Genomic DNA, 24,226 nt, shown 5'->3' with positions numbered 1-24,226 from the left:
CTTGTCGCAATCCAGGGCGGCCCGTACGCTTTGGAATTGGCCAGCATCGAGATGGCGAAGCCTGGAGGGGAGGGCCGAAGCGGGGAAAACCGCCCAAAGCTCGCCACTCTCCGTGGTGAGTAACGAACGCAGGGTCGACAGCGCTGCGCCCTGTGAGCAATTTCCCGCCAGGCTTGCCTACTGCACCGCCGCGGCACGGCCGGCCGCGATATGGGGAGGTTTCCAGTGATCGCCTTCGAGCTCATGGAGACGGCGTCGTCCGGCGTCGCCCACGCGCTCTCCACCCTGGCGTCAGCTCCGCTCGCGGAGCCGGCACCGAAGGGGATCGACACCAATGGTGTGGTCACCTTCTTCGCCAGCAAGATCGCGCCGATCCTGCTCGCCGTGCTGGGCGTCATCTTCATCGGCCGAGCCAGCCGCGGCGAGATATCCAAGGTGCTGACGAGCTCCGCCATCGCCATCGTCGGGTTGGCCTTCATCGCCGGCGCGGCCACGCTCTTCTTCGTCGGCGATTACCTGATCGACCTCATCTTCGAATAGGCGCGTTCACCAGATGCGGCTGCGCACCGACGACGACATCTACCGGGCCCGCCTGGTCTACCTCGGGCCGCCCGGCTACACCCTTCCGGTCCACCTGCCCTACGCCCAGTACGGGCTCTTCATGCTGCTCGTCCCCCTCTACATGTTCATCCACTGGCTGTTCACGTTGACGGTCGAGCTCTTCCCAGCCTGGGAGATCGCGCTCGCCATCGTGACCACGTCGTTCATCTTCCGGCACGTCGACCCCGATCGGCCGGCGCGGGTGGTCATCCGCACCGCGCTGACCGACTGGCGACGCACCCGGGAGCCGGCGATCGAGCAGCGCGACCCGCGCCTGGTCGGCAGCCGGATCAGGATCCGGGAGGAGCTGGCATGACCGGGCGTACGCCGATCGGTTTGGCACACGTTGTGGGTGAGGCTGCCGCATGAATCGCTCTTCCACGCCGGGCTCCCCGGCCGGCCGCCCGGTCGTACCGGCCAGTCACCGTGCGCAGTCATTCGACTACAACGAGGCCGAGGATGAGGTGGCGCTCGATCCCGCGCTGGTGGCCTCCCCTGGTCACGGCGCGGTCGGCGTCTTCCAGGCCCCTCGGCCGGTCAACCGCCGCACGCCACCCGCCGAGCCCACCGCCGTGTCGGCCGGCGAGAACGCCGACATCGACTCACCGTTCCTGGATCTCTTCGGCGCGTCCCGGCCCGGCTCGGCACGGGCCGTGACGGCCGGCCCCGCCACCCGGGAGCAGCCGGCAGTTCCACAGCAGTCCGCCCTGGGGCCAGCGCCCACCCGACCGGCTCAGCGGGTGCCGGACCGCGCACCCGAACTGGAAGCACCGTGGACCCCCGACGACGAGCCCGGCGGCCGGCCCGTCGAGCCGTGGCGCGGGGGTGCGAGCCCGGCCATCGAGTCCCGGGTGCCACACCAGGCCGGCGACCGGCTGCCCCTGCCCCGCCCGCCGGCCGCGCCCGACCCGGTCACGGGCCACACGTCGACCTCGGCCACCACCAACCCCGCCACCCCGATCGACCGGTCGACGGCACCGCCAGGCGGGCCCGGCGCAGCACCGCCGATGCGGGCACCGGCAGGCCCGGCCGAGGTGACGGCCGCCGAGCGGCCGGCCCTGGAGCGGCCAACGCGGCGGGTCTCCGCGACCGACACGGCCCGACCCAGGTCCGCCGGCACCGAGCCGACCGGGCGGGATGTCGCCGCCCCCCGACAGCGGTCCGCCAACCGCCAGGACCGACCGATCCGACCGACCCGGGTCCGCGCACCGAAGATCAAGTTCGGTGACCGGGATCCGTCGGTCGAGCTGGCCATCACCGAGATCGCCGGCCACCTGACCTTCACCCCGAACACGGTCACCGCCTGGTATTGGCTGCCCGAGGTCCGCTGGGCCTTCCGTCCGGACGCCGAACGCGAGGCGCTGCTGTCGGCGATCTCCGAGCAGTACGCGGGCCTGGCCGGCTTCCGGCTGCACCTGCGCCGCACCACCCGGCCCTTCCCCGCCGACGAGTGGGCGCGCACCATCGACGCGCACACCCCGGCGCCGCTCGCCGACGTACCCGGCACCACCGGTTGGGCCGATCACCTGGTCGCCGCCCAGCGGCACCTGATGTCGGTCAACCACGCCGAGGGGCAGACCTACCTGGGCGTCACCTTCGCCCGCCGGTCCCTCGGCGACTCGCTCACCGAGCGGTTGCTGCGCACCTTCGGCCGGGGCACCGCTGACGGTGAACGCCGCAAGCTGGGCCGCACCGTGGAGCAGTTCGACGAGGTGCTCGGCGCGTTCGGCATGCGCGGCCGGCGGGTCACCGCCCAGGAGTTGGAGTGGCTGCTCTACCGCTCGGTGGCACTCTGCATGGCACCGCCGGGTCGGCTCTCCCCGGTCACCGACGGGCGCTGGGAACGCGGCGACCTGCTCGCCCTGACCGAGCAGGTCGAGCGCTACCGCACCCCGTACGGCTCGACCGTGAAGCTGGTCAACCGGATGACCGGCGAGGAACGACACGTCGCGGTGCTCGCCGTCGGCCGGATGGAGCCGCTGGAGATCCCGGAACGACACGAGCCCTGGCTGCACTTCCACGAGCGGCTGCCCTGGCCGATGGAGATCTCCACCCGGGTCGACATCCTCGGCTCCGGCGACTCCTTCCGTAATCTCGAACACCGGCTGCGGATGATCCGCTCCCAGCAGCTCGACTACGCCGAGCACGGCATCGACGCACCACCGGAGCTGGAACGGCTCGCCAAGCGGGCGCTGGTGATCGGCGACGAGATGACCACCGGGCTGCCCGTCGACTCGGCCCGCGCCCACGGCTGGCACCGGATCGCGGTCGGCGGCCGGACCAGGGAGGAGTGCCTGGAGCGGGCCCGCCGGCTCATCCAGCTCTACTCCCGCGAGCTGCGCATTTCGCTTCAGCACCCCAAGAACCAGGACTGGCTGGCCCGCGAGTTCATCCCCGGCGAGCCGATCGCCAACACCGGCTACGTCCGCCGGATGCCAGTCCCGCTGCTCGCCGCCGCGCTCCCGCAGGCCGCCTCCAACGTGGGCGACCGGCGCGGCGACCTGATCGGCCGGACCGCCGGCACCTGCCGCCGCCCGGTCTTCCTCGACCTGCACTTCCCCATGGAGGTCCGCGAACGCTCCGGGCTCGCGGTCTTCGTGGCCGAGCCGGGCGGTGGCAAGTCCACCCTGCTCGGCGCCCTGGGTTATCTGGCCGCCCGCCGAGGCGTCCAGGTGACCCTGCTCGACCCGTCCGGGCCGCTCGCCCGGCTCTGCGCCATGCCCGAGCTGCGGCCGTACTCCCGGGTGTTGAATTTGACCGGCTCGGAGCACGGCACCCTGGCCCCCTACTCGCTCATCCCCACGCCCCTGCGCAGCGAGTTCGCGGCCGGGGCCGCCGGTGACCGGGAGTTCGAGATCGCGGTCTCCAACGCTCGCGCCGAGCGGCGGATGCTGGTCCAGGACATCTGCATGATGCTGGTGCCACCGCAGGTGGCCCGCGAGGCGTCGACGGCCACCCTGTTCCGGCACGCGGTCCGGCAGGTTCCCGCCGAGGAGACGTCCACCCTGGACGACGTGGTGAGCTGCCTCGGCCGGCTCGACGACGATGCCGGCAAGGAGTTGGCCAACCTCCTGCTGGACACCGCGGAGATGCCGCTGGCCATGCTCTTCTTCGGCCGGCCACCGGAGGGCCTGCTCGGCGCCGACGCGGCGCTCACCGTAATCACCATGGCCGGGCTGCGACTGCCCGACCTCAAGATCGAACGAGAGTACTGGTCGGCCGAGGAGGCGCTCGCCCTGCCGATGCTGCACACCGCGCACCGGCTCGCCGTCCGGCGCTGCTACGGCGGGTCGATGTCGTCGCGCAAGCTCGTCGGCCTCGACGAGGCGCACTTCATGGAGGGCTGGCGCTCCGGGCGTTCGTTCCTCGTCCGCCTCGCCCGGGACTCCCGCAAGTGGAACCTCGCCGCACTGGTCGCCTCGCAGAACCCGCGCGACATCCTCGGCCTCGACGTGCAGAACCTCGTCTCCACCGTCTTCGTCGGCCGGATCGCCGAGGACGCCGAGATCGCCTCCGAAGCGCTACGGCTACTGCGGGTGCCGGTCAACGACGGGTACGAGGCCACCCTCGCCTCGCTCTCCGCCGCCGACACCAACTCGGCCAGCCGGCTCGGCTTCCGCGAGTTCGTGATGCGCGACGTCGACGGCCGCGTGCAGAAGGTCCGGGTCGACGTCTCGTACGTCGACGGTCTGCTGGACCACCTCGACACGACGCCCGCCGCGATCGCCGCGGCGGCCGGAGTTCTGCCGAGCATCCCCCTGCCGGATCTGGAGGCGTGACATGGCGAGGGCCCGGGCACGGATCGCGTCGTTCCTGCTCGCCCTCGGCGTACTGGCCGGGGCCTCGCTCACCTGGCCACTGATCGGCGCGGAGGCGGCAGCCGCCGCGCCGCCCGCCGCCCAGGCCCGCGCCGACCTCTGCACGACCCCGGAGTGGCAGGCCGATTTCCGGGCCTGCGTGGCAAAACTCCAGGCGGTCAGCGAAGACGAGATCACCTGCCGCAACGCCCCGACCCCCGGCGCACCGGACTCCGGCCTCGCCGGCTGGTTCGCCGCCGCGCCACCGTCCGAGGCCGCGAACGGGGTGGCCGGCCGGTACAGCCTCTACGGATACGCGGGTTACAGCTACAACACCTACGACATCGGTGGTGGCTGCGCTTCGAGCGTGCTGCATCCGGACTACAAGTTCACCACCACGATCGCAAACGGCGAGTTCATGGCCGCGACGGCCATCATCGGGGCGTCGAACGCGCTCAGAGAGCGCGCCTGGGACCCCGGCTCGATGTGGGGTTGGGCCGACCCCCTGGTGAACACTGCCACCAAGGCCGTCTACGAGAAGGTATTCAGCGTCTTCGGGATTGTCACGCTGTGCGTTGTAGGGCTCTACCTACTCTGGCGGTCCCGTCAGTCGGACATGAGCAACGCTATGACAACTGCCGGTTGGGCTCTACTGGTGATGGTTGCGGTCACCGCGCTGGCCGCCTGGCCGGTGAAGTCGGCGAACATCGCCGATGGTGCGCTCGTCACCGGTCTCGGGGTGGTGCACGACGCGGTAGGCCCGCAGGCGAAGGAACCGGCACCTGGCCGCTGCATCGATGATGACCGGTGCAAAGACCTCAGGACCCCTGCTGTCCGAGCCAGCGACACCGCTACCGAGACCATGCTCTACCGGAACTGGCTGCGGGGAGTGCTCGGCTCGGCCGACAGTGAGACCGCCCGCAAGTACGGCCCCGCGCTCTACGACGCGAAGTCGCTGTCCTGGGATGAGGTCGAGAAGCTGCGCGCCAACCCGGCCACCCGCGAGGCGACGATTAAGGCAAAGCAGCAGCAGTGGGCGCGGGTGGCCCAGCAGATCCAGACCGAGGATCCGGAGGCGTACGAGTACCTCCAGGGAGTTCGCGACATGGACCGGGTCGGCGCGGGATTCATCGCGGTGTTGGCCTCGATCCTCTTCGCCATGTTCGACCTGACGGCGTCGCTGCTGGTGCTGCTGGGCTTCCTGATCTTCCGATGGGCGGTGATCGCGGCGCCCATTCTGGGCACCGTCGGGCTGCTCCGACCGGCCAGCGCCGGGTTGCGGCGGCTGGCGAACGCGGTGGTCGCCGCGGTCTTCAACATCGCCATCTTCGGCACCGGGGCAGCCATCTACCTGTTCGCCGTCGACCTGATCATGAGTACGCCCACCCTGCCGGGCTGGCTCCAGGTGGTGCTGGTCTGGCTCTGCGGAGTGGTCGGCTGGCTGCTGCTGCGCCCATACCGGCGGATCACCCAACTGGGCGGTAAGGACAGCAGCGAGGCGGTCAGCTCGGCCGGGTCCTGGCACCGTCGGTTCTTCCGGGACATGCGGGTCGCGGCGCGGCTCGATGTCGCGGAGCCGGGCGGCACGGCGGAGCCGGTGGGTGGACGCCGTCGATCGCCCGACGCGGCGCAGACCCGGCTGCGTCCGGAGGCGCGCAGGGAAGACCCTGTGCCGACACCTACCGCCCCCGTTGACGGCCGACGCGCCGACAGCGGACGGCCGGACGGTCAGGAACGCGCCGACGAGACGCCGACAACGGAGACGGGCGGCCGGCGCCGTCCGGTCCCGCCCCAACCTCGGCGGCGGCAGCCGGCGACCTGGACCGAACCGGACGTGCCGGCCGAGAATCCGTCGTTCGTGGTCTACCGGCCGGGCTCCACCGAGCGTGCACCGGACCGCACCGGACCGCGGGTGCGCTCAGAGGCTCGGTGACGGTGATGCGGCGGGCTCTGGAGTTCCTCTTCACCCGGGCGCTGCGGTCCCGGCTGGGGGTGGCGCTGGTGATCGCGGTGCTCGTCTTCGGCGTGATCGGGGCGGCCCGTCTGGCCTCCGGTCCACTCGACCCGGCGGACGGTCTGAGCAGCCGACCGAACCGGCCGATCGCCACAGTGGACCCGAAGGCCGGTGACGATGGTGTGCTCTCCACCGAGGCTCCACCGTCACCGGTCACCGCGGCGGGTGCCCCTACACCGGAGCAGACCGCTGACCGGTTCGCTGCGGCCTGGCTCGGCCGGCCCGGGATGACCGCCGAGGAGTGGCATGCCGGCCTGCGGCCGTTGTCGACGTCGGCGCTGACCGAGAAGCTGGCCGGCGCCGACCCCGGCGGGGTTCCGGCCGAGGAGGTGACCGGCCCATCGTCGGTGCGAGCGCGCACCGAGACGTTCGTCGAGGTGCTGCTGCCGCTCGACAGCGGTCGGCTCCGGCTCGAGCTGGTCACCGCCGACGGTGGCTGGCTGGTCGACGTCGTGGATTGGGAGCGGCCGTGACCACCGGCCGCGCTGCCACCGCTGTTCGCCGACCGCTGCGGGTCGGCGTGATCGCGAGCGTTCTCACCGGTGTGCTGCTCCTGCTCTGCTGTACCGGCGGCACGGCGGCGTTCTTCCTCAGTGGGCTCGGCGGCGACGCTGACAGCGGGGACACCCAGGCCGGTTGGGGCTGTGGTCCGATCCGTCCGGTGGATATCGCCGGTGAGCTGCCACGGTTCGCCGAGTACGGCGACGCGCAGGTCCGCAACGCCGCGATCATCATCAAGGTTGGCCAGGACATGGCAGTGCCCTCGCGTGGCTGGGTGATCGCGCTGGCCACCGCCATGCAGGAATCCGCCCTGCGCAACCTGGCGAACACCAGCGTGCCCGAGTCTCTCGCCCTGCCGCACGAGGGTGTCGGTGCCGACCACGACTCGCTAGGCCTGTTCCAGCAGCGGCCGGGGTGGGGCACGGTCGCCGAACGGATGACCCCCGCCTACACGGCCCGCAAGTTCTACGAGAAGCTCGTCAAGGTACGGAGCTGGCAGCGCAGGCCGCTGACCGTGGTGGCACAGCAGGTCCAGATCAGCGCCTATCCGGACGCGTACGCCAAGCACGAGGAACTGGCCAGCAAGATCGTGGATGCCCTGGCCGGCGGCGCGGCCCGCACCGTCGAGATCAACGGCAAGGCGGTCTGCAACGCGGCCGAGCGCGGTGAGATCGCCGCCTCCGGCTGGACCGCGCCGATCCCCGGCGACGTCGGCTCCGGTTTCCGGACCGCCGAGCGGCCCAGCCACAACGGGGTCGACATCGGTGCGGCCAAGGGCACCGATATCCGTGCCGCGGCCGCTGGTCGGGTGCTGGTCGCCCGCTGCGACCCCGACGACCGTGGGCGGCAGAGCTGCGACGTGGACGGATACCCCGACAAGGGCGGCTGCGGGTGGTTCGTCGACATGCTGCACGCTGGCGGCTACATCACCCGGTACTGCCACATGGTGAGCCGTCCCCGGGTCACACCCGATCAGATCGTGCCGGCTGGCGAGGTCATCGGGCAGGTCGGGAGCAGCGGCAACTCGTCCGGCCCACACCTGCACTTCGAGGTGCACCTGCGCAACGACCGGTCCAGCCGGGGCGCGATCGATCCGGTCCCGTTCATGCGCGCGCGGGGTGCTCCGCTGCGCGCCGTCGAGTGAGGCCACCACGGGCATGACCGGACCGTTGCCGGACCCGTTCGCCGACCAGCCCGACTGGGCGCCACGGCCACCCCGCCCGCTGACCATCGTCTCCGCGATCGAGCCCGTGGAGTTGCGCGGGCGGCGGGTGGTGGTGGGCCTGCCAGGGCTGGGCTGGCGCGGTGACCTGCGCGCCGACGACCGGGTGGTGCAGGGCGCCCGAACCTACGTGCCGGTGATTCCGGAGCACGAGTGGTACCGGGCCGAGGCCGACCAGGTCGAGGTGTTCGCGCCGCTGATGCCCGTGGAGCGGGTCTGGGTGGAGACGGTCGGTGAACGACCCGTGCCGGACAGCACCCGGGGCACCGGCATCCGGCTGGTCTCACTGGACGGCCCATCCCACCGGTCACCCACCCCCGTCTTCGAGGCGGACGCGGTCACCGGACGCCGGGTGGTACACGTCGAGGGCGGAGTGGAACATCGGGACATGCGGGCGGTCACCGAGACCTACTCGGGCGCCGAGGGCGACATCTGCGTGCGGATCACCCCCGAGGTCGAGTGGTACCGCTGGGCCTGGCGCGGCCAGTCCCCCACTACCCTGGAGGTCCCAGTTCATCTGCTGTGGATCGAGTGACAGTCAGCTGACTTTGGTGCCAGCGCATACACGCCAGTCCTCCAGCTTTTGGACCTCGAACTGCCACGTATCCGTCAGGCTTTGCTGAATGCCATCTACGGTGGCGCTACGCCGGAGGACCGTCACGACGGAGGCAGCATTGCCCTGGCGCTTGATTTCGAGGTCGCCCCAGCTGACCAAAATAGTTACGTCAAGATCCTGCTCACGTGCAATTAGGTCGGCTCGTAGCGAGCGAAGTGGTTCCAGTTGCGCGCCGCCCTCGCAGGTGAATAGGTCGGCCCTCGCGTCGTTGCGGTCTACCAGGAACGCACGCAGGTAGTTGTCCACGACCACGTCGGGCGCGCTGCGATCCGGGGCAGCGGCGCGGTTGTACCAGACGAAGCCGGTGATGGCAGCGCCCATGCCGAGCAGGGCGAGCACCCCTCCGACCACGGTGAGCACGGTCCGCAACCTGCGGCGTGGCGGCTGCGGCGCCGGTGCGGCCGGGGCCGGCGGCAGCTGCTCGGACGGCGTCCGCTGGGCCGGTACGCGGGAGACCTGGGAACCGGCGGGGGGCTGCACTGATTCCACCTCCTGACGTTAACGGCTGGATGCTCCGGAGCCAATGCCTCAGATCGAGCGGATCGTGACGGACCCCTCCCCACTGGTGAGATCCGCGACAACACCGGCGCACCGCCGTGGCACCTCCCGAAGGTGCGGCCTCGGCTGGGATACCGTCTCTGCTCAGGGAGGGGTTGCCAACCTCGGGTAGAGGGGGTGGGACGCGGTGGCCGGTCCGAAGGCACGCACGAACCGCGCCGCAGCGCTGCACCGCCGGGCCGCAGCTGTCGTGACCGCCGCCGCCGGCATCCTCGACGAGACCCGCCCGGCCCCCGCTGACCAGCGCCGCCAGTACGAGTTGGCCGACCGTCTGCGGGTGGTTGCCGGGCGGCTGGCGCCGGGTTGGTCTGGTGCCGCCCTGGATTCGCTGACCGTGGACTCTCCGGCGGGTGATGGCCCGCCGCCGTTTGTGCGGGTGGGTACGGCGGCGCCGTTGGACGATGCCCGTTTCCCCGCGCTGGTGCCGCTGGTCGGCACGGGGCACCTGAGTGTGGACACCGATGCCCGGGAGCCGCGGGTGGCGGGGTTGCTCCGGGCCGTGCTGCTGCGGTTGCTGGGTGCGGCCCCTGCCGGTGCGCTGCTGGTGCGCGCGGTGGACGCCACGGGTGACGTGCTCAGCCCGTTCGGCGCGTTGGGCGATGCCGGTCTGTTGCCGCCGCCGGCGGTGGACGTGGCGGGTTTGCGCGCGGTGCTGACCGAGGCGGAGCAGTGGGTGACCCCGGGGGCGAGTGGGCGACGTCGGCACGACCGGACGCTGCTGTTGGTGGTCGCGGCCCTGCCGGAGCTGACCGGCCCGACGGACCTGGCACGGATTGAGGCGTTGGCGGAGCAGGGTCCGGCCGCTGGGCTGCACCTGGTGGTGGCCGGGTGGCCTCCCGCCGGTCCGTACGCGACCCGGGCACCGCTGCCGCGGGCCACCCCGTTGGTGTTGCGCAACGCGTACGCGCTGCTTGGCGACCCGCCGGGGACGTCCTTCGCGAGCCCGGGTGCCGAGCCGCCGGGCGGGTTGAACTCGCCGGTCTTCGTCGAGGCGGACCCTCCGGCCGACCTGGTCGACGCGGTCTGTCGCCGGCTGGCCGAGCAGGTGGAGGCGGGTTCCCGGTTAGGGCTGGCGAGTCTGCTGCCGGCGACGGGTGAGCGGCTCTGGGAGGCGGATTCGGCGGACGGGCTGACCACGATGGTCGGCGACGCCGGGGGCCGGCCGGTGCCGCTGGGCTTCACGGAGCTGACCCCGCACTGGCTGGTGAGTGGCCGGTCCGGGGCGGGGCGTGCGGCGTTCCTGACCACGGCGCTGCTCGGGTTGGTCGCCCGGTATGGCCCGGACGACCTCGCCCTCTATCTGGCGGACCTCGGGGATGGCGAGTCCTTCGTGGAGTTCCTCCAGACCGAGCGGGACCGGTCCTGGATCCCGCAGGTGCGGGCGGCCGCGATGGCTGCCGACCGGGAGTACGTCCGGGATCTGCTCGAACAGTTGACGACCGAGGTGCAGCGCCGGGCGGAGGCGGGCGGGCGGGCCGGTGGTCAGCGCTTCGCCGAGCTGCGCCAGCACCAGCCGCTGCCCCGGATCGTCTGTGTGTTGGACAATCTGCCGCTGGTCTTCGCCGAACGGGACCGGCTGGCCGCCGAGGTGGCCGCCCGCCTGGACGGGCTGGCCCGGACCGGTCGGGCGTACGGCGTACACCTGGTGCTGGCCGGGGCCGGCGAGCTGGGGTTGAGCGCCCGGTCGGACGCCGGGCACCGGGATTCGGTGCTCGGGCAGTTTCCGGTGCGGGTGGCGCTGCCGGGTGGCAGCCCTGTCCTGGAGCCGACGAACGACTCGGCGGCCGGCCTGCCGGTCGGCAGCGCGGTGGTGAACACCGCCGGCGGGCTCGGCGGTCCCCGGGGCGCGATCCGTGGTCACGAACGGCTGATCCACCACCCCGATCCGCAGGACCATCCGGAGGTGGTGGAGCGGCTGCGGCACGAGCTGTTCGCCGCCCGGCCGGCGGCGTCGGCACCGCCGGTGGTGTTCGCCGGGTATGCCAGGCCGCTGCTGGGCAACGATCCGCGCCACCGCGCTGCGCTGGCGGGGCAGGCGCACGGGCCGGCGGCCCTGCTCGGCCGGGCCGTGGACGTGGCCCGCACGACGGTTGCCGTACCACTGGGGCCGGCGGCCGGCCGTAACCTCGCGGTGCTGGGGTCGGGTTCGGCGGCGGGTGGGTTGCTGGCGACGGCGGCCCGGAGCACCGCGGCCCATCACCCGCCGGGCACCGCCCGTTTCCTGCTGGCGGCACCGGACCCGGGGGCCCGACCACTGGTGGAGACGCTGACGGCCGAGCTGGCCGCCCGTCACCCGGCCTGCATGGTGGACCTGCCGACGCTGCTCGCGGATCCGGACGACGACCTGCCGACGTACCTGGTGGTCTTCGGGTTGGATCGACCCGGGCCTCGGGAGCTGCCGGCGGACCGGCTGCGTGCGCTGCTGCGGGACGGGCCGCCGGCCGGCCGGCACCTGTTGGGCTGGTGGCGGGCGGTGCCGCCGTTCGCCGCGCTGCTGGAGCCGGAGGGCGAGGTGGACAAGCTCGCCGCCGTCGCGGTGCTGGATGTGCCGACCGCGCAGCTCGCCGCCGTCTTCGGCCGGCCGGTGGAGTGGCGGTCGCGCCCCGACCGGGTGACGCTCTGGGATGGTCCGGACGAGCGGGGCACGGTCCTGGTGCCGTTCGCCGACGAGGCGGGGTGATCCGGTGGTGCGCGCGGGAGGTGCGGGGATGAGCTCGGAGGCGACGGTGACCGGGCCGGGCCGCCAGCGGACGGCCGGGCCGGACGATGCGGTCACGCGGTCGGGCCCGGAGCCGGCCAACGCGTGGGCGGAGTACCTCGCGGCGGCGCGTCAGCTGGACGGTGTGCGTCGCGGCGCGGCCGCGGCTGCTGGCGAGCAGGCCCGCTCGGCGGAGGCCGCTCGGGAGGAGCTGACGGTGGTCCGCACCGGGCTGGCGAGCCAGCAGGAACGGCTGCGGGAGCTGGGCGTACCGGCGATCTCGCTGATGCCGTCGCCGCCGGAGCTGACCGAGGCGGCCCGGTCGATGGCCGGCGGCCCCGCGGCCGTGCTGGCGGCGTTGCGGGCCGCACGCGGCCGGGCCGAGGCGGCGGACGCGGCGCTGGCCGCGCGCCGCGGGCTCCGGCCGGGCTCCTGGCCCGCACGGGCGCGGAACCTTCTGGTGTACGGGCCGCTGGCGCTGCTGGTGCCTCTGATCCAGGTGATCGTGTACGCGTTGACCGGGCCGGGTCCGGCGAGTGTGGCGGCGCTGATCTGCGGGCTGCCGATGCCGGCTGTCGCGTTCGTCGCCGGTTGGGTGGGCATCGGGCGGTCGTTCCGCGCTGGCCCGGGCGAGCGGCTGGACCGGACGGTGCGCTTCGGCGCGCTGGTCTGCCTGGTGCCGGCGGTGCTGGTCACGGCGGGCCTGCTGCTGGCCCTGCTGGCCGGCTGACCCGCTGCGGCTGCTTCGGAAAAGGGGCGGGAAACGGAACGGCCGGCCGTCCCGAGAGGGGGTCGGCCGGCCGTGGTGCGTACGGGTCAGCGAGGGATGATCAACGCCATCGCCTCGGCCCGTGACTTGGAGTCCGTCTGTAGGATCCCGCGCACCGCCGAGGTGATGGTCTTGGCACCGGACTTCTGGATGCCGCGCATCGCCATGCACATGTGCTCGCACTCCAGCACGACGACGACGCCCCGCGGGGCGAGTTTGCTCATCAGCAGGTCGGCGACCTGCGAGGTGAGTCGTTCCTGCACCTGCGGCCGGCGGGCGTAGACCTCGACCAGTCGGGCCAGCTTGGACAGGCCGGTGATCCGCCCGTCCGGGCCGGGGATGTAGCCGATGTGCGCGCTGCCGCGGAACGGCAGCAGGTGGTGCTCGCAGAGGCTCATCACGTCGATGTCCCGAACGATCACGAGCTCTTCGTGGTTGGCCTCGAAGGTGGTGCTGAGGACCTGGGCCGGGTCGACCCGCAGACCGGCGAAGAGCTCGGCGTACGCGCGGGCGACGCGGGCCGGGGTCTGCTGGAGCCCGTCACGATCCGGGTCCTCGCCGACCGCGATCAGGATCTCCCGGACCGCCTTCTCGATCCGGCCGAGGTCGACAGCGTCCTCGACCGGGCGGCCACTCAGCCTGCCGCTGATGAGTCGGGCGGCCACGTAGTCCAACGCGTCGTCGCCGTCGGGTTCGGTCGCGGAGACGGCCAGCTCCCGGTGAGGGGAGCTGGCCGTCGGGTCGTTGCTCAGTGCGTACCGTCCGAGTTGTTGGACGGCGTGCCGCCACCAACGGACGCCTGCGCGCCGTCAGCCTGGGCCTGCGCCTTGAGCTTGTCCTTCTCCGCAGGGGTGAGCACGGGCGGCTCGGTGGACGGCTGGCGCTTGCCGAAGCCGTTGTACGGCGCCAGCGGCGGGCGCTTGACCACCCGGGCGCAGATCCGCGCCATGTCGGCCGTGGAGAGGGTCTCCTTCTCCATCAGCTCCAGCACGATGTTGTCCAGGACGTCCCGGTATTCCACCAGGATCTCCCAGGCCTCGTCGTGCGCCAGCTCGACCAGCGCCCGCATCTCGCCGTCGATCTCGGCGGCCACCGAGTCCGAGTAGTCCCGCTCGTGGCCCATGTTGCGGCCGAGGAACGGCTCGTCCCCGCTGGTGCCGTACTTGATCGCGCCGAGCTTGGAGCTCATGCCGTACTGGGTGATCATCGCGCGGGCCAGTTGGGTGGCCTTCTCGATGTCGTTGCCGGCACCGGTGGTGGGCTCGTGGAAGACCAACTCCTCAGCGGCCCGGCCGCCCAGCGCGTACGCCAGGGTGTCGATCATTTCGGCGCGGGTCTGGGTGTACTTGTCTTCGGTCGGCAGCACCAGGGTGTGGCCCAGCGAGCGGCCACGGGACAGGATCGTCACCTTGTGCACCGGCGCGGCGTGCGGCAGCGCCCAGGCGACCAGCGCGTGCCCACCCTCGTGGTACGCGGTGATCTTCTTTTCCTGGTCGCTCATCACCCGGGTCCGACGCTGCGGACCGGCGATCACCCGGTCGATCGACTCTTCCAGCGAGTCGTTGGTGATCGCCCGCTGGTCCTTGCGGGCGGTGAGCAGGGCCGACTCGTTGATCACGTTGGCCAGGTCGGCGCCGCTGAAGCCCGGGGTACGCCGTGCCACCGCGTCGAGGTCGACGTCGGGGGTGAACGGCTTGCCCTTGGCGTGCACCCGCAGGATGGCCTTGCGGCCCTCCATGTCGGGGGCGTCCACCGGGATCTGCCTGTCGAACCGGCCCGGGCGCAGCAGCGCCGGGTCGAGGATGTCCGGCCGGTTGGTGGCCGCGATCAGGATGACCCCGCCCTTGGTGTCGAAGCCGTCCATCTCGACGAGCAGCTGGTTGAGCGTCTGCTCCCGCTCGTCGTGGCCGCCGCCCATGCCAGCGCCACGGTGCCGGCCGACGGCGTCGATCTCATCGACGAAGACGATCGCCGGGGCGTTGGTCTTGGCCTGCTCGAAGAGGTCACGGACCCGGCTGGCGCCGACACCGACGAACATCTCGACGAAGTCGGAGCCGGAGATGGAGTAGAAGGGCACTCCGGCCTCGCCGGCGACCGCGCGGGCCAGCAGCGTCTTGCCGGTGCCGGGCGGGCCGAACAGCAGCACGCCCTTCGGGATCTTGGCGCCCAGGGCCTGGTACTTCGCAGGGTTCTGCAGGAAGTCCTTGATCTCGTGCAGCTCCTCGACGGCCTCCTCGGCACCCGCGACGTCCGCGAAGGTCGTCTTCGGAGTGTCCTTGGTGATCATCTTCGCCTTGGACTTGCCGAAGTTGAGCACCCGGGAGCCGCCGCCCTGCATCTGCGACATGAAGAACAGCAGCAGGAGCACGAGCAGCGCGATCGGCAGCAGGTTGACCAGCAGGCTCACCCAGATGCTGTCCGACGAGACCTCGGTGTCGGCCGGGCCGGTGACCCGGTTGGCCGCCTTGGCGTCCAGCACCTCGTTCCAGATCTGGTCGCCAGCCTGGTACGGGAACTGAGCCTCGATCTTGTCGGTCTCGGTCTTGCCGAACTTCGCCTTCTCGGCCAGGTCGAGCTGGAGCGTCTGCTCCTTGTCCTGGAAGACGACCTTGTTGATCTTGGCGGTGTGGAGCTGGTCGAGCGCAACGGAAGTGTCCACGCGGTGGTAGCTGGGACCACTGGTGAACAGCTGACTGAGCACAACGGCGCCGAGGATGACCAGGATGATCCAGACCACCGGTCGGCGGAAGAAACGCGTACGTTCCATACTGTTGTCGAGCGCCAAGGCGCCCGCATCCTCCTGATCGACGTCCTGACCGTCTGATGGTGTCGCCGCGCTGGGCGGCGGCCGGAGCCGCCGTGCGGGCCGGCCTCGACCCCGAGACGCGAAAACTGCCGCGCCGCGGTCATTCGACGGTACACCGTGTACGCGACGAGCGAGCTTGCGAGCCCCGCACTCGGCGCACCATTGCCATCGACGACGGGCACCGTGGGCGGCCTCGCCAGCCCCGCATCGAAGTCGTACGGCGGGTCCGGGCAGAAACCGGCGTGGCGGGAATTTCGGCCCGACCACCCGAACGCCCGGTCACGCGGTCGAGGGGCCGAGCGCGAGGGTACTTTCGCGCCACCGGGCTCCACGGTAGCCGGAAGAACTGAGAGCGCGCTGAACGTCGGCTTGACGAGCACCGATGCGAGTTGCCCTCACACCGTGGGTGACCCGGACCGGCCAACCTCAGGACCGGGCGTAGACCTCAGGCTTGAGCACCCCGACGTAGGGCAACTCCCGGTAACGCTCCCCGAAGTCCAGGCCGTACCCGACCACGAACTCGGTGGGGATGTCGAAGCCGACGTACTTCACCGGGACCGGCACCTTGACGGCGTCAGGCTTGCGGAACAGCGCGACCACCTCGACGCTCGCCGCCGAGCGGGACTCCAGGTAGCGCAGCAGCCAGGAGAGCGTCAGCCCGGAGTCGACGATGTCCTCGACGACCACGACGTGCCGGCCGGCGATGTCCCGGTCCAGGTCCTTGAGGATGCGGACCACCCCGGAGGAGGTGGTGCCCTGGCCGTAGGAGGAGATGGCCATGAAGTCGAGTTCGGCCGGGGGGCCGTTGCGGCCCAACGCTCGAGCGAAGTCCGCCATGAACATCACCGCGCCCTTGAGCACGCAGACCAGCAGCAGTCCGTCACCCACGTGGGCGTAGTCGGCGGAGACCTGCTTGGCCAGCTCGGCCGTCTTCTCGCGGATCTGCGCCTCGGAGATGATCACGTGGTCGATGTCGGCGTCGTACCAGGAGCCGTCAGCCATGTCTCCTAGCCTGCCGTACGGCGGATGCCCTCCGTCGGCGGGGCCGCACCTTTCGGCGCGGTCCCGCCCGGGATTTTCGGCGCAAAAAGCATCAAAGCCATCAGCAGGTACGGGACTGCCAGCGACGGCCGTCCTCACTGGGCTTCCAGTCGGCCGAGTCGCGGCTGTCCGCGGTGAGACCGGCCGCCGAGGCGGCGACGAGCAGGGCGAGGAACAGGAGGAAGATCAGGAACTCCATGGCGGCGCTCACTTTCGCATGGTTGCTGTCGGTTTCGCCGCCGGTGCGCACCGGACTGAGACCAGTCTGCGACGACTCGCGCCGGCCGAACAGTGGCAGTGATGCCACTGATCATCGATTTACTGCCACCTGTCGGGTTACCCTCGTCACATGCTTCGCTCCGTCGCCGTCCTCGCCCTCGACCAGGTCGCCCCCTTCGAGCTCGGCGTGCTCGCGGAGGTGTTCGGCACCGACCGCACGGCCGACGGCTTCCCCGCGTACCGCTTCGACGTGTGCAGCCCGGACGGCGCTCCCGTCCGCACCTCCGCCGGGTTCCACCTCACTCCAAACGCCGACCTCGGGCCGGTGGAGGAGGCCGACCTGGTCGCCGTACCGGCGCACGCCCAGGGCACCAACGTTCCCGAGCCGGTCCTCGACGCGCTCCGCCGAGCCGACGCACGCGGAGCGCACCTGTTCAGCGTCTGCTCCGGCGCCTTCCTGCTGGGCGAGGCCGGGCTGCTGGACGACCGGGAGTGCACCACCCACTGGCGGTACGTGGACGAGCTGCAACGCCGCCACCCGCGTGCCCGGGTCCGCTGCAACTCGCTCTATGTCCAGGACGGTCGGCTGCTGACCAGCGCCGGCACGGCGGCCGGCATCGACGCCTGCCTGCACCTCATCCGCCAGGCGCACGGCTCGGCCACCGCGACCCGCCTGGCCCGGCGGATGGTGGTCCCGCCGCACCGCGACGGCGGGCAGTCACAGTACGTCGAGGCGCCCATCCCGAAGGTGCCCGAGGCGCCGACCCTGGAGCCGGTACTGGAGTGGCTGATGGGACACCTGGACCGGCCGATCACCGTGGAGGAGTTGGCGGCCCGCGCCGGCATGGCGCCGCGCACGTTCGCCCGCCGGTTCCGCGCCGAGACCGGCACCACCCCGCACGACTGGCTCACCAACCAGCGGGTGCTGCTCGCCCGGCGGCTGCTGGAGGAGACCCCGCTGAGCGTGGAGGCCGTGGCCGACCAAGCCGGCTTCGGCGACGCGGCGGCGCTGCGCCACCACTTCAGCCGCCGCGTCGGTGCCACCCCGCACAGCTACCGGACCACCTTCCGGGACCGCGCACACACCGTCTGACAGGCCGACCGAGGGAACTCAGTCAGGTGGGGTCCACCAGCGCCAGTCGGTCGGCGCGGCGGAGCACCCGGATCCCTCCGGGCAGGTCGGCCGGGCCCTGACCGTGCCACTCGGTGACCAAGGCGTCCAGCGCGTTCACGTGCCGGTACGACAGCGCACCCGGCAGTGCGCCCAACTCCCGCGCCCAGGTGTGCAGCACCCGGCCACGCACGGCGGGCACCAGGCCGGCCAGCGCCGGCACGGAGAGCCCGCCGTCGGAACACCGGGCCGCCGCCAGCGCCGCCGCCGCCACCTCGTCGAGGGCGGCATTGTCGGCCGCCACCAACCGGGCGGTACGCGCCAGGTTGCCCACCACACCCGGCCCGAGCGCCCGCACCAGCGCCGGCAGCACGTCGGCCCGCACCCGGGAGCGGGCGTACGACGGGTCGGTGTTGTGGGGGTCCTCCCATGGGCTCAGACCGAGCACCGCGCAGGCGGCGCGGGTCTGTTCCCGGCCGATATCGAGCAGCGGGCGCAGCAGCGGTACGCCGTCCAACTCCCGCCGGACGGGCATTCCGGCGAGCCCGCGCGGGCCGGCCCCCCGCGCCAACGCGAGCAGCACGGTCTCCGCCTGGTCGTCACGGGTGTGCCCGGTGAGCACCGCGACCGCCCCGTGCTGGCGGGCTACCTCGGTCAACGCCTGGTAGCGGGCCTCCCGGGCCGCCGCCTCGGGGCCACCCGGACGCCCGGCCACCTCCACCCGGGCCACCGCCACCGGGGCGAACCCCGCCTCGCGTGCCCAGGCGGCCACCGCCTCCGCCCGCTGCGCCGAGCCCGCCTGCAGGCCGTGGTCGACTGTCACCAGGCCCGCCGGCCGGCCCAGGCGGGGCACCACGAACACGGTCGCCGCCGCCAGGGCGAGCGAGTCAGCACCACCGGAGCAGGCCACCAGCACCGGGCCGCCGTCGGACGGCAGGCCGATCAGCGCGCGGCGGACCGCCACCCGGATCGCGGCCACCGGCGGAGCGAGCGCGGCCACCGACGGACGGTCAGCCGGCAGCCGGGATGGTGCCCGCCGGGCCGTGCACCCGGGCCACCCACGCGTCCGGGTCGCCCAACTCGGACAGCCGGGGCAGGGTCAGCGGTGAGTTGAAGATCGAGTTGAAGCCCTCCATGCCGACCCGCTCGACCACGCCGTGCACGAACTTGCGGCCCTCGGCGTACTGGCGCATCTTGACCTCCACCCCGAGCAGCCGGCGGATCGCCTTCTCCAGCGGATTGCCCGCCTCGCGACGCCTGTTGAACGACGCCCGGATCCGATCCACGCTCGGGATCACCGTTGGGCCGACGCCGTCCATCACGAACTCGGCGTGCCCCTCCAGCAGGGTCATCAGCGCGGTGAGCCGGTCCAGAACGGCCCGCTGCGCCGGGGTCTGCACGATGTCCAGCACGCTGGTGCGGCTCTCCGGGTCGCGGACCGCGTCGGACAGCGTCGCCACGCCACGCCGCAGCCGCTCGACCAGGTGCTCACCGCCGCTGGACGAGGCGTCCACGAACGCCTGCACCTCGCTGAGGAAGTACGCCCGCATCCACGGCACGGCGGTGAACTGGGTGCGGTGGGTGACCTCGTGCAGGCACACCCAGAGCCGGAAGTCCCGTGGGTCGGCGCCGAGCTTGCGCTCCACCTCGACGATGTTCGGTGCGACCAGCAGCAGTTGGCCCGGGTCGGCGGAGAAGACCTCGTACTGGCCGAGCACCCGGCCGGACAGGTAGGCCAGCACGGTGCCGGCCTGCACCCCGGTCAGCCGGGACCCGATCGCCTCGGTCAGCACGCCCGGCTGCTTGTCACCGGAGAGCCGGCCGACCAGCGGAGTGATCACCTCACGCAGCCCGGCGATGTTGGTGGCCGCCCAGTCCCGGCGGTCGACCACCCGGACCGGCGGATGCGCTACCTGCGCCCGCAACCCCGTGTAGTCGGCCACGTGCCCGGCCGCCTCGTCGGTCAGCCGACGCAGGTCGCCGACCACGTCGGTGGCCTCGGAGTACGACACCCGAGGGCCCGACTTGCTCAACGCCCCCGCGGTGGCGGCGGCCAGATCCCAGTCCACGAACTGCGCCATGGACCCACCGTACCCGCGCCGCGACACCCCGGCCCGGGCTCGCGTCGGCGATCGACGCCGGTCGCGGCTGCCGGAACCCACGCCGGAGGCGGGGTCAGTGGCAGCCGCAGCCGGCCAGCGCCGCGGCGATCCGGTCCAGCGCCGGCTGGGCGGTGTCCGTGCCGCCGGGCACCTTGTCGGTGAGCACCGCGAAGGTGAGCAGCCGGCCGTCAGCCGTGGTGACCAGGCCGGCGATGGCGTGCACCCCGGTCAGCGTGCCGGTCTTGGCCCGTACGGCGCCCGCCCCGGCGGCGGTGCCCGGAGCGCCTCGATAGCGGTCGCCGAGAGTGCCGGACCAGCCGCCCACCGGCAGGCCACCGAAGACGCCGGCCAGCTCCGGGTGGTCCGGGCTGGCGGCGAGCCGGATCAGGTCGGTCAGCAGTGACGGGCTGATCCGGTTACGGCGGGACAGGCCGCTGCCGTCGGAGAGGGTGATCTCCTCGGCGGGCAGGCCCAGCGTGGCCACCTCCGCGTCCATCGCGGCGGCGGCGCCGTCGAACGAGGCCGGTTGGCTGCGGGCCAGCGCCACCTGGCGGGCGAGCGCCTCGGCCAGCAGGTTGTCGCTCTCGCTGATCATGATGTCCACCAGCCGGATCAACGGCGGGGACTGCACCGTGCCCAGCTCAGTGCCGGACGGCGGGGTGCCGCCGGCGGCGGTCGACAGGGCCGGGGCGGTGCCCCGCTTGACGGTGCTGGTCGGTACGCCGAGCAGCCGGGCGAACGACCGGCCCGCGGCGAGGTCCGGCTCGGCGACGCGTTCGGCGCCGCCGGGCTCGGCTCCCGGGTCCCTGCGAGCGCCGTCGGTCATCAGCGCGGTCACCGCGCCGCCGTAGCCGCCGGTGGGGATGTCGGAATCCCAGCCGGGGCCGTACACCGGGCCGGAGTAGATCGAACCGTCGACGGTGACGCTGGTCGGGGCGGTGCCACCGAGCGCGGTACGCACCTGCGCGGCCAGGTCGTCCAGGCGGGCCGCGCCCGGGTAGTAGCCCTTCTTGTCCACGGCGAGGGTGGGGTCACCACCACCGACGAGCACCACCTCGCCGGGCTTCGTGCCGGCCACCACCCGGGTGGGGATCTGGTAGCCGGGGCCACGGGCAGCCAGCACGGTCACCGCGGTCGCCAGCTTGGTCACCGAGGCGGGCACCGTCCCGTCGTCCGCCCCCTTGGCGAACAGTGTCTGGCCGGAGGTCACGTCGGCCACCGAGACGTTCACCCGGTCACCCAGGGCGGCCGCACCGACCAGCGGGTCCAGCGCGGCTCGTACCCCATCGGGGGTGGGCAGCGGAGCATTCGCGTCCGGCCCGGCCAGCACGTCCGACGGGTCGGGTTCCGGGGTGGCGCCGGCTGCGGTCGGCGCGGACGCGACGTCCTCGCCCAGCCAGCCGGCAACCGGCCCGGGTCGGACCACGACCACGCCGACGCCGGCGAGCACCAGCAGCAGCACCGTGGCGAGTACGGCCAGGAGCCGCCCCCGGCGGCGCGGGCTGGCCGGCGCGGCGGGCGGCGGGTCGACAGCGGCCGGAGCCGGCAGCGCGGAGATCGGCGGGCCCAGCGGTGGAACGCCCCCGGGTGTCGTCGGTCCGCCCGGAGCAGGGCTGACCGGAGCAGGGCTGACCGGAGCAGGGCTGACCGGGGCCGGGCTGGCGGGGGCCGGGCTGACCGAAACTGGGCTGGCCGGAGCAGCACCACCCGGGGCTGGGCTGGTCGGCACCGTGGCGCGGCCCGCCGCCGGGGCGCTCGTGGGCCGGTCACCGCCGAGGACCGGGAAGCGGCCGGTGTTCGGCCCGGCGGGAGCCGAACCGGGCGGACGCCACGGCAGCGGCGGAGGCCGCTCGGAAACCGACTCCGGCGCCGGTGTCGGGCTTGCCGGAGACGTCGGGCTCGCCGGAGACGTCGGCTCGGGAGCCCGAGGGAGGTGGGCGTCGGGCACCGGAACCCGTCCGGTGGCACCACCGGAGCCGGATCGTCCGGTACCGCGCGCGGCGCCCCCGTCCGGGCGGTAGTGTGAATCTTCCCTCCCCACGACCCCCTCCTCCCCCAGCGAAAATCGGCTTGGGTGACACTACTTCGGTCCGAAGACTATGCGGCGGCCGGAGTCGGCGGGTGGGCATTCGCCTGTCCGGGGAGCCGTCAGTGATATCCGTTAGCCAGCATGGGCAGACGAGGGAGCGTGCAGATGGATTTCGACGTTACGGTTGAGATCCCCAAGGGTCACCGGAACAAGTACGAGGTGGACCACGCGACCGGCCGGATCCGGCTGGACCGCACCCTCTTCACGTCCACCCAGTACCCGGCCGACTACGGGTTCATCGAGGGCACCCTGGGTGAGGACGGCGACCCGCTCGACGCCCTGGTGCTGGTCCCGGAGCCGACCTTCCCGGGCTGCCTGATCCGGTGCCGCGCCATCGGCATGTTCCGGATGACCGACGAGAAGGGCGGGGACGACAAGGTCCTCTGCGTACCCTACGAGGACCCCCGCCAGGAGCACCTGCGCGACATCCACCACGTGGGCGAGTTCGACCGGCTGGAGATCCAGCACTTCTTCGAGGTCTACAAGGACCTGGAGCCCGGCAAGTCGGTGGAGGGCGCGACCTGGGTCGGCCGCATCGAGGCCGAGGCCGAGATCCACGCCTCGTACCAGCGGGCCCGCGACGCCGAGGCGCGCGGCGAGACCCTGCACTGACGCACCCTGACGCACCGGGCCCGGGGGCCGCTCAACCGAGCAGCCCCCGGGCCCGGTCGTACAGGTCGAGCACCGCGCAGGCGACCGGCACCACGGCGACCACCAGCGCCGTGTCGGTGAGGTCCGCGACCCTTCCGAGGTACGGCGAGACCGGCCGACGCGCGTACCCGGTGCCGGCGGCCACGGCCACCAGGCCCAGCGCCGCCCCGCCGAGGACCAGCGCCAGCCGCCCGGTGTCGTCGGCCCGATCGACCAGCACGGCACCCAGCACCGCGTAGCCGGCCAGCCCGGCGAGCACCGTCGGCACCCGGTGCCGCAGGGCCACGAACAGCCGCGACCGCAGCAGCAGCACCGCCGAGACCACCGCCACCAGCACCCGCCCGGCCGTACCCCCGGTCGCCCCGAGCACGGTGGCCGCGGCCACCGCCAGCAGGGCGTGCCCGAGCAGCATCCCGGTCAGCACCTCCTCCGTGCGGCTGACCGCCGCGTGCACCCGACCCCGGTCCGGCAGGTCCCGGGCCCGCTCCGGCTCGTCGGCGGACGCGGCGGCCGGCAGGGTGATCGGTGGCAGCGGCAGCTTGCCCAGCCGGATCGCCAGCAACGGGATCACCCCTACGGCGAAGACCAGCGCGCTGAGCAGCACCGCCGCCGTGCCGGCCGGCGTCAGCAGAAGCGCGCCGAGCGCCGCGCCGGCGCCGATCAGGCCGACCGTCACGCCGGCCACGAAGACCCGCAGTCGGCTGGCCACCCCGAGCAGCCCGAGCAGAGCCACCAACAGCAGCGCCACCGAGCCGGCCAGCAACTCGGGCGCGCCGACCCAGCGCGCCAGCCCGAGCGGCCCGACCGGATCGCCGGAGCCGACCGCGAGGGCGCCGGCCACGAACGCGTACGGCAGGGCGTAGCCGCCGAGCGTCGCCCCGGCCGTGCCGTCGCCGTTGGCCCGGGAGGCGACCGCGCCGGCCACGGTGAGCAGCAGAGCCACCACCGTCGCCACGAGCCAACCGCTGCGGTGCGTCGGTCCGACGGCGAGCAGGGCGAGCAGCCCGACGGCGAGCGGCACGGCGGCACCGGCCAGACCGGCCACGCGGGTGGCGGTGGGCGACCAGGCACCGCCGCGACGCCGGGCCCCGTCGGCGATCGCCTCCACCACGTCGTCGTACTCCAACTCGGGCCAGTGCGCGCGGGCCGGCACCAGGTGCAGCACCTCACCGTCGCGGACGCCCTGCGGCAGCAGTGCCTGGGCGGTCGCCAGCAGCGCGCCGTCGGTGCGGCGCAGCACCCAGCCGCCGTGCCGTTCACCGTCGTCGGCCAGGCCCTCACCGGCGTGTCGGAGCACGTCGGGCAGCAGCTCTGCCAGGGGTGTCTGCTCCGGCAGGGCGACGTCCACCCGCCGTTGCGGCGCGCTGATGGTGACGCGGGCCAGCCCGGTTGTCATCGACTGGTCTCCATATCGAGGGGGATCGGAGGCTGC

20 protein-coding genes are annotated in these 24,226 nt (G+C 72.7%); 11 read left to right on the top strand and 9 right to left on the bottom strand.

The window, feature by feature from the left end; genetic code table 11:
- The first annotated feature begins 225 nt into the window (after positions 1–225).
- Genes ABZ780_RS18260 through ABZ780_RS18230 form a run of 7 tightly spaced genes read left to right on the top strand, consistent with a single transcriptional unit; the run spans position 226 to position 8,669 of the window.
- The gene (locus ABZ780_RS18260) at positions 226–540 is read left to right on the top strand and encodes a hypothetical protein (RefSeq protein WP_053654780.1); all 315 of its coding nucleotides are present in this window, start codon (positions 226–228) and stop codon (positions 538–540) included.
- Positions 541–553: 13 nt separating this feature from the next.
- Positions 554–916 (top strand): hypothetical protein, encoded by a 363-nt coding sequence (locus ABZ780_RS18255; RefSeq protein WP_007466101.1) that lies wholly within the window; start codon positions 554–556, stop codon positions 914–916.
- A gap of 49 nt (positions 917–965) precedes the next feature.
- Positions 966–4,379: an ATP-binding protein gene (locus ABZ780_RS18250; RefSeq protein ID WP_357486728.1), complete on the top strand. Its 3,414-nt coding sequence runs from the start codon at positions 966–968 to the stop codon at positions 4,377–4,379.
- Between the two features lies 1 nt (position 4,380).
- Positions 4,381–6,330 (top strand): MFS transporter, encoded by a 1,950-nt coding sequence (locus tag ABZ780_RS18245; RefSeq protein WP_357486726.1) that lies wholly within the window; start codon positions 4,381–4,383, stop codon positions 6,328–6,330.
- Positions 6,327–6,884 (top strand): hypothetical protein, encoded by a 558-nt coding sequence (locus ABZ780_RS18240; protein ID WP_357486725.1) that lies wholly within the window; start codon positions 6,327–6,329, stop codon positions 6,882–6,884. The genes ABZ780_RS18245 and ABZ780_RS18240 overlap by 4 nt, the downstream gene beginning before the upstream one ends.
- Positions 6,881–8,056, top strand: coding sequence for a M23 family metallopeptidase (locus ABZ780_RS18235; RefSeq protein ID WP_357486723.1), 1,176 nt, complete (start codon positions 6,881–6,883; stop codon positions 8,054–8,056). Before ABZ780_RS18240 ends, ABZ780_RS18235 begins: the two co-directional genes overlap by 4 nt.
- Positions 8,057–8,069: 13 nt before the next feature.
- Positions 8,070–8,669: a hypothetical protein gene (locus ABZ780_RS18230; RefSeq protein ID WP_357009842.1), complete on the top strand. Its 600-nt coding sequence runs from the start codon at positions 8,070–8,072 to the stop codon at positions 8,667–8,669.
- Between the two features lie 3 nt (positions 8,670–8,672).
- Here ABZ780_RS18230 and ABZ780_RS18225 read toward each other — a convergent pair whose 3' ends face one another.
- Positions 8,673–9,230 carry a hypothetical protein gene (locus ABZ780_RS18225; RefSeq protein ID WP_357486930.1) on the bottom strand — a complete coding sequence of 186 codons (558 nt, stop codon included), beginning with the start codon at positions 9,228–9,230 and terminating at the stop codon, positions 8,673–8,675.
- A 205-nt stretch (positions 9,231–9,435) separates the two neighbouring features.
- On the opposite strand from ABZ780_RS18225, the gene ABZ780_RS18220 reads away from it, so the two are divergent.
- Both ABZ780_RS18220 and ABZ780_RS18215 read left to right on the top strand, forming a co-directional pair.
- Positions 9,436–11,988 (top strand): FtsK/SpoIIIE domain-containing protein, encoded by a 2,553-nt coding sequence (locus ABZ780_RS18220; RefSeq protein WP_357486721.1) that lies wholly within the window; start codon positions 9,436–9,438, stop codon positions 11,986–11,988.
- 28 nt (positions 11,989–12,016) lie between these two features.
- Positions 12,017–12,736 carry a hypothetical protein gene (locus tag ABZ780_RS18215; protein ID WP_357486719.1) on the top strand — a complete coding sequence of 240 codons (720 nt, stop codon included), beginning with the start codon at positions 12,017–12,019 and terminating at the stop codon, positions 12,734–12,736.
- A gap of 86 nt (positions 12,737–12,822) precedes the next feature.
- Here the strand turns inward: ABZ780_RS18215 and folE are convergent, their stop codons facing one another.
- From folE to ABZ780_RS18195, 4 genes are all read right to left on the bottom strand, one after another.
- Complete coding sequence (gene folE / locus ABZ780_RS18210; protein ID WP_357010712.1) at positions 12,823–13,488, bottom strand: GTP cyclohydrolase I FolE; 666 nt, start codon at positions 13,486–13,488, stop codon at positions 12,823–12,825.
- Positions 13,489–13,523: 35 nt separating this feature from the next.
- A complete protein-coding gene (ftsH, locus tag ABZ780_RS18205) occupies positions 13,524–15,542 on the bottom strand; it encodes an ATP-dependent zinc metalloprotease FtsH (RefSeq protein WP_357009830.1) in 2,019 nt (672 codons plus the stop codon).
- A 465-nt stretch (positions 15,543–16,007) separates the two neighbouring features.
- The gene (hpt, locus tag ABZ780_RS18200; protein ID WP_030328005.1) at positions 16,008–16,583 is read right to left on the bottom strand and encodes a hypoxanthine phosphoribosyltransferase; all 576 of its coding nucleotides are present in this window, start codon (positions 16,581–16,583) and stop codon (positions 16,008–16,010) included.
- Between the two features lie 100 nt (positions 16,584–16,683).
- Positions 16,684–16,833: a hypothetical protein gene (locus ABZ780_RS18195; protein ID WP_357010742.1), complete on the bottom strand. Its 150-nt coding sequence runs from the start codon at positions 16,831–16,833 to the stop codon at positions 16,684–16,686.
- Positions 16,834–16,971: 138 nt separating this feature from the next.
- Between ABZ780_RS18195 and ABZ780_RS18190 the strand changes: the two genes are divergently transcribed.
- Positions 16,972–17,934 (top strand): helix-turn-helix domain-containing protein, encoded by a 963-nt coding sequence (locus ABZ780_RS18190; RefSeq protein WP_357009827.1) that lies wholly within the window; start codon positions 16,972–16,974, stop codon positions 17,932–17,934.
- A gap of 22 nt (positions 17,935–17,956) precedes the next feature.
- Here ABZ780_RS18190 and tilS read toward each other — a convergent pair whose 3' ends face one another.
- The 3 genes from tilS to dacB form a co-directional block, all read right to left on the bottom strand.
- On the bottom strand, positions 17,957–18,952 hold the full coding sequence (gene tilS / locus ABZ780_RS18185) for a tRNA lysidine(34) synthetase TilS (protein WP_357009824.1): 996 nt from the start codon (positions 18,950–18,952) through the stop codon (positions 17,957–17,959).
- 10 nt (positions 18,953–18,962) lie between these two features.
- Positions 18,963–20,033, bottom strand: coding sequence for a zinc-dependent metalloprotease (locus tag ABZ780_RS18180; RefSeq protein ID WP_357009821.1), 1,071 nt, complete (start codon positions 20,031–20,033; stop codon positions 18,963–18,965).
- Between the two features lie 94 nt (positions 20,034–20,127).
- Entirely contained in the window at positions 20,128–21,534 is a 1,407-nt protein-coding gene (gene dacB, locus ABZ780_RS18175) for a D-alanyl-D-alanine carboxypeptidase/D-alanyl-D-alanine-endopeptidase (protein WP_357010710.1), read from the bottom strand.
- Positions 21,535–22,248: 714 nt separating this feature from the next.
- Between dacB and ABZ780_RS18170 the strand changes: the two genes are divergently transcribed.
- Positions 22,249–22,755 carry an inorganic diphosphatase gene (locus ABZ780_RS18170; RefSeq protein ID WP_357009818.1) on the top strand — a complete coding sequence of 169 codons (507 nt, stop codon included), beginning with the start codon at positions 22,249–22,251 and terminating at the stop codon, positions 22,753–22,755.
- A 31-nt stretch (positions 22,756–22,786) separates the two neighbouring features.
- Here the strand turns inward: ABZ780_RS18170 and eccD are convergent, their stop codons facing one another.
- The gene (gene eccD / locus ABZ780_RS18165) at positions 22,787–24,190 is read right to left on the bottom strand and encodes a type VII secretion integral membrane protein EccD (protein WP_357009815.1); all 1,404 of its coding nucleotides are present in this window, start codon (positions 24,188–24,190) and stop codon (positions 22,787–22,789) included.
- Positions 24,191–24,226: the final 36 nt, after the last annotated feature.

Source organism: Micromonospora sp. NPDC047467 (assembly GCF_040643095.1).
Classification (GTDB): domain Bacteria; phylum Actinomycetota; class Actinomycetes; order Mycobacteriales; family Micromonosporaceae; genus Micromonospora.
Note: the sequence above shows the minus strand (reverse complement) of the source record. Positions and strands in the feature narration are given on the sequence as shown.

Coding starts and splice junctions, on each gene's coding strand:
- ABZ780_RS18180 (WP_357009821.1), bottom strand. CDS start 20,033: ATGGCGCAGTTCGTGGACTGGGATCTGGCCGCCGCCACCGCGGGGGCG.
- ABZ780_RS18250 (WP_357486728.1), top strand. CDS start 966: ATGAATCGCTCTTCCACGCCGGGCTCCCCGGCCGGCCGCCCGGTCGTA.
- hpt (WP_030328005.1), bottom strand. CDS start 16,583: ATGGCTGACGGCTCCTGGTACGACGCCGACATCGACCACGTGATCATC.
- ABZ780_RS18190 (WP_357009827.1), top strand. CDS start 16,972: ATGCTTCGCTCCGTCGCCGTCCTCGCCCTCGACCAGGTCGCCCCCTTC.
- ftsH (WP_357009830.1), bottom strand. CDS start 15,542: ATGGAACGTACGCGTTTCTTCCGCCGACCGGTGGTCTGGATCATCCTG.
- ABZ780_RS18170 (WP_357009818.1), top strand. CDS start 22,249: ATGGATTTCGACGTTACGGTTGAGATCCCCAAGGGTCACCGGAACAAG.
- ABZ780_RS18230 (WP_357009842.1), top strand. CDS start 8,070: ATGACCGGACCGTTGCCGGACCCGTTCGCCGACCAGCCCGACTGGGCG.
- ABZ780_RS18215 (WP_357486719.1), top strand. CDS start 12,017: ATGAGCTCGGAGGCGACGGTGACCGGGCCGGGCCGCCAGCGGACGGCC.
- ABZ780_RS18255 (WP_007466101.1), top strand. CDS start 554: ATGCGGCTGCGCACCGACGACGACATCTACCGGGCCCGCCTGGTCTAC.
- eccD (WP_357009815.1), bottom strand. CDS start 24,190: ATGACAACCGGGCTGGCCCGCGTCACCATCAGCGCGCCGCAACGGCGG.
- ABZ780_RS18245 (WP_357486726.1), top strand. CDS start 4,381: ATGGCGAGGGCCCGGGCACGGATCGCGTCGTTCCTGCTCGCCCTCGGC.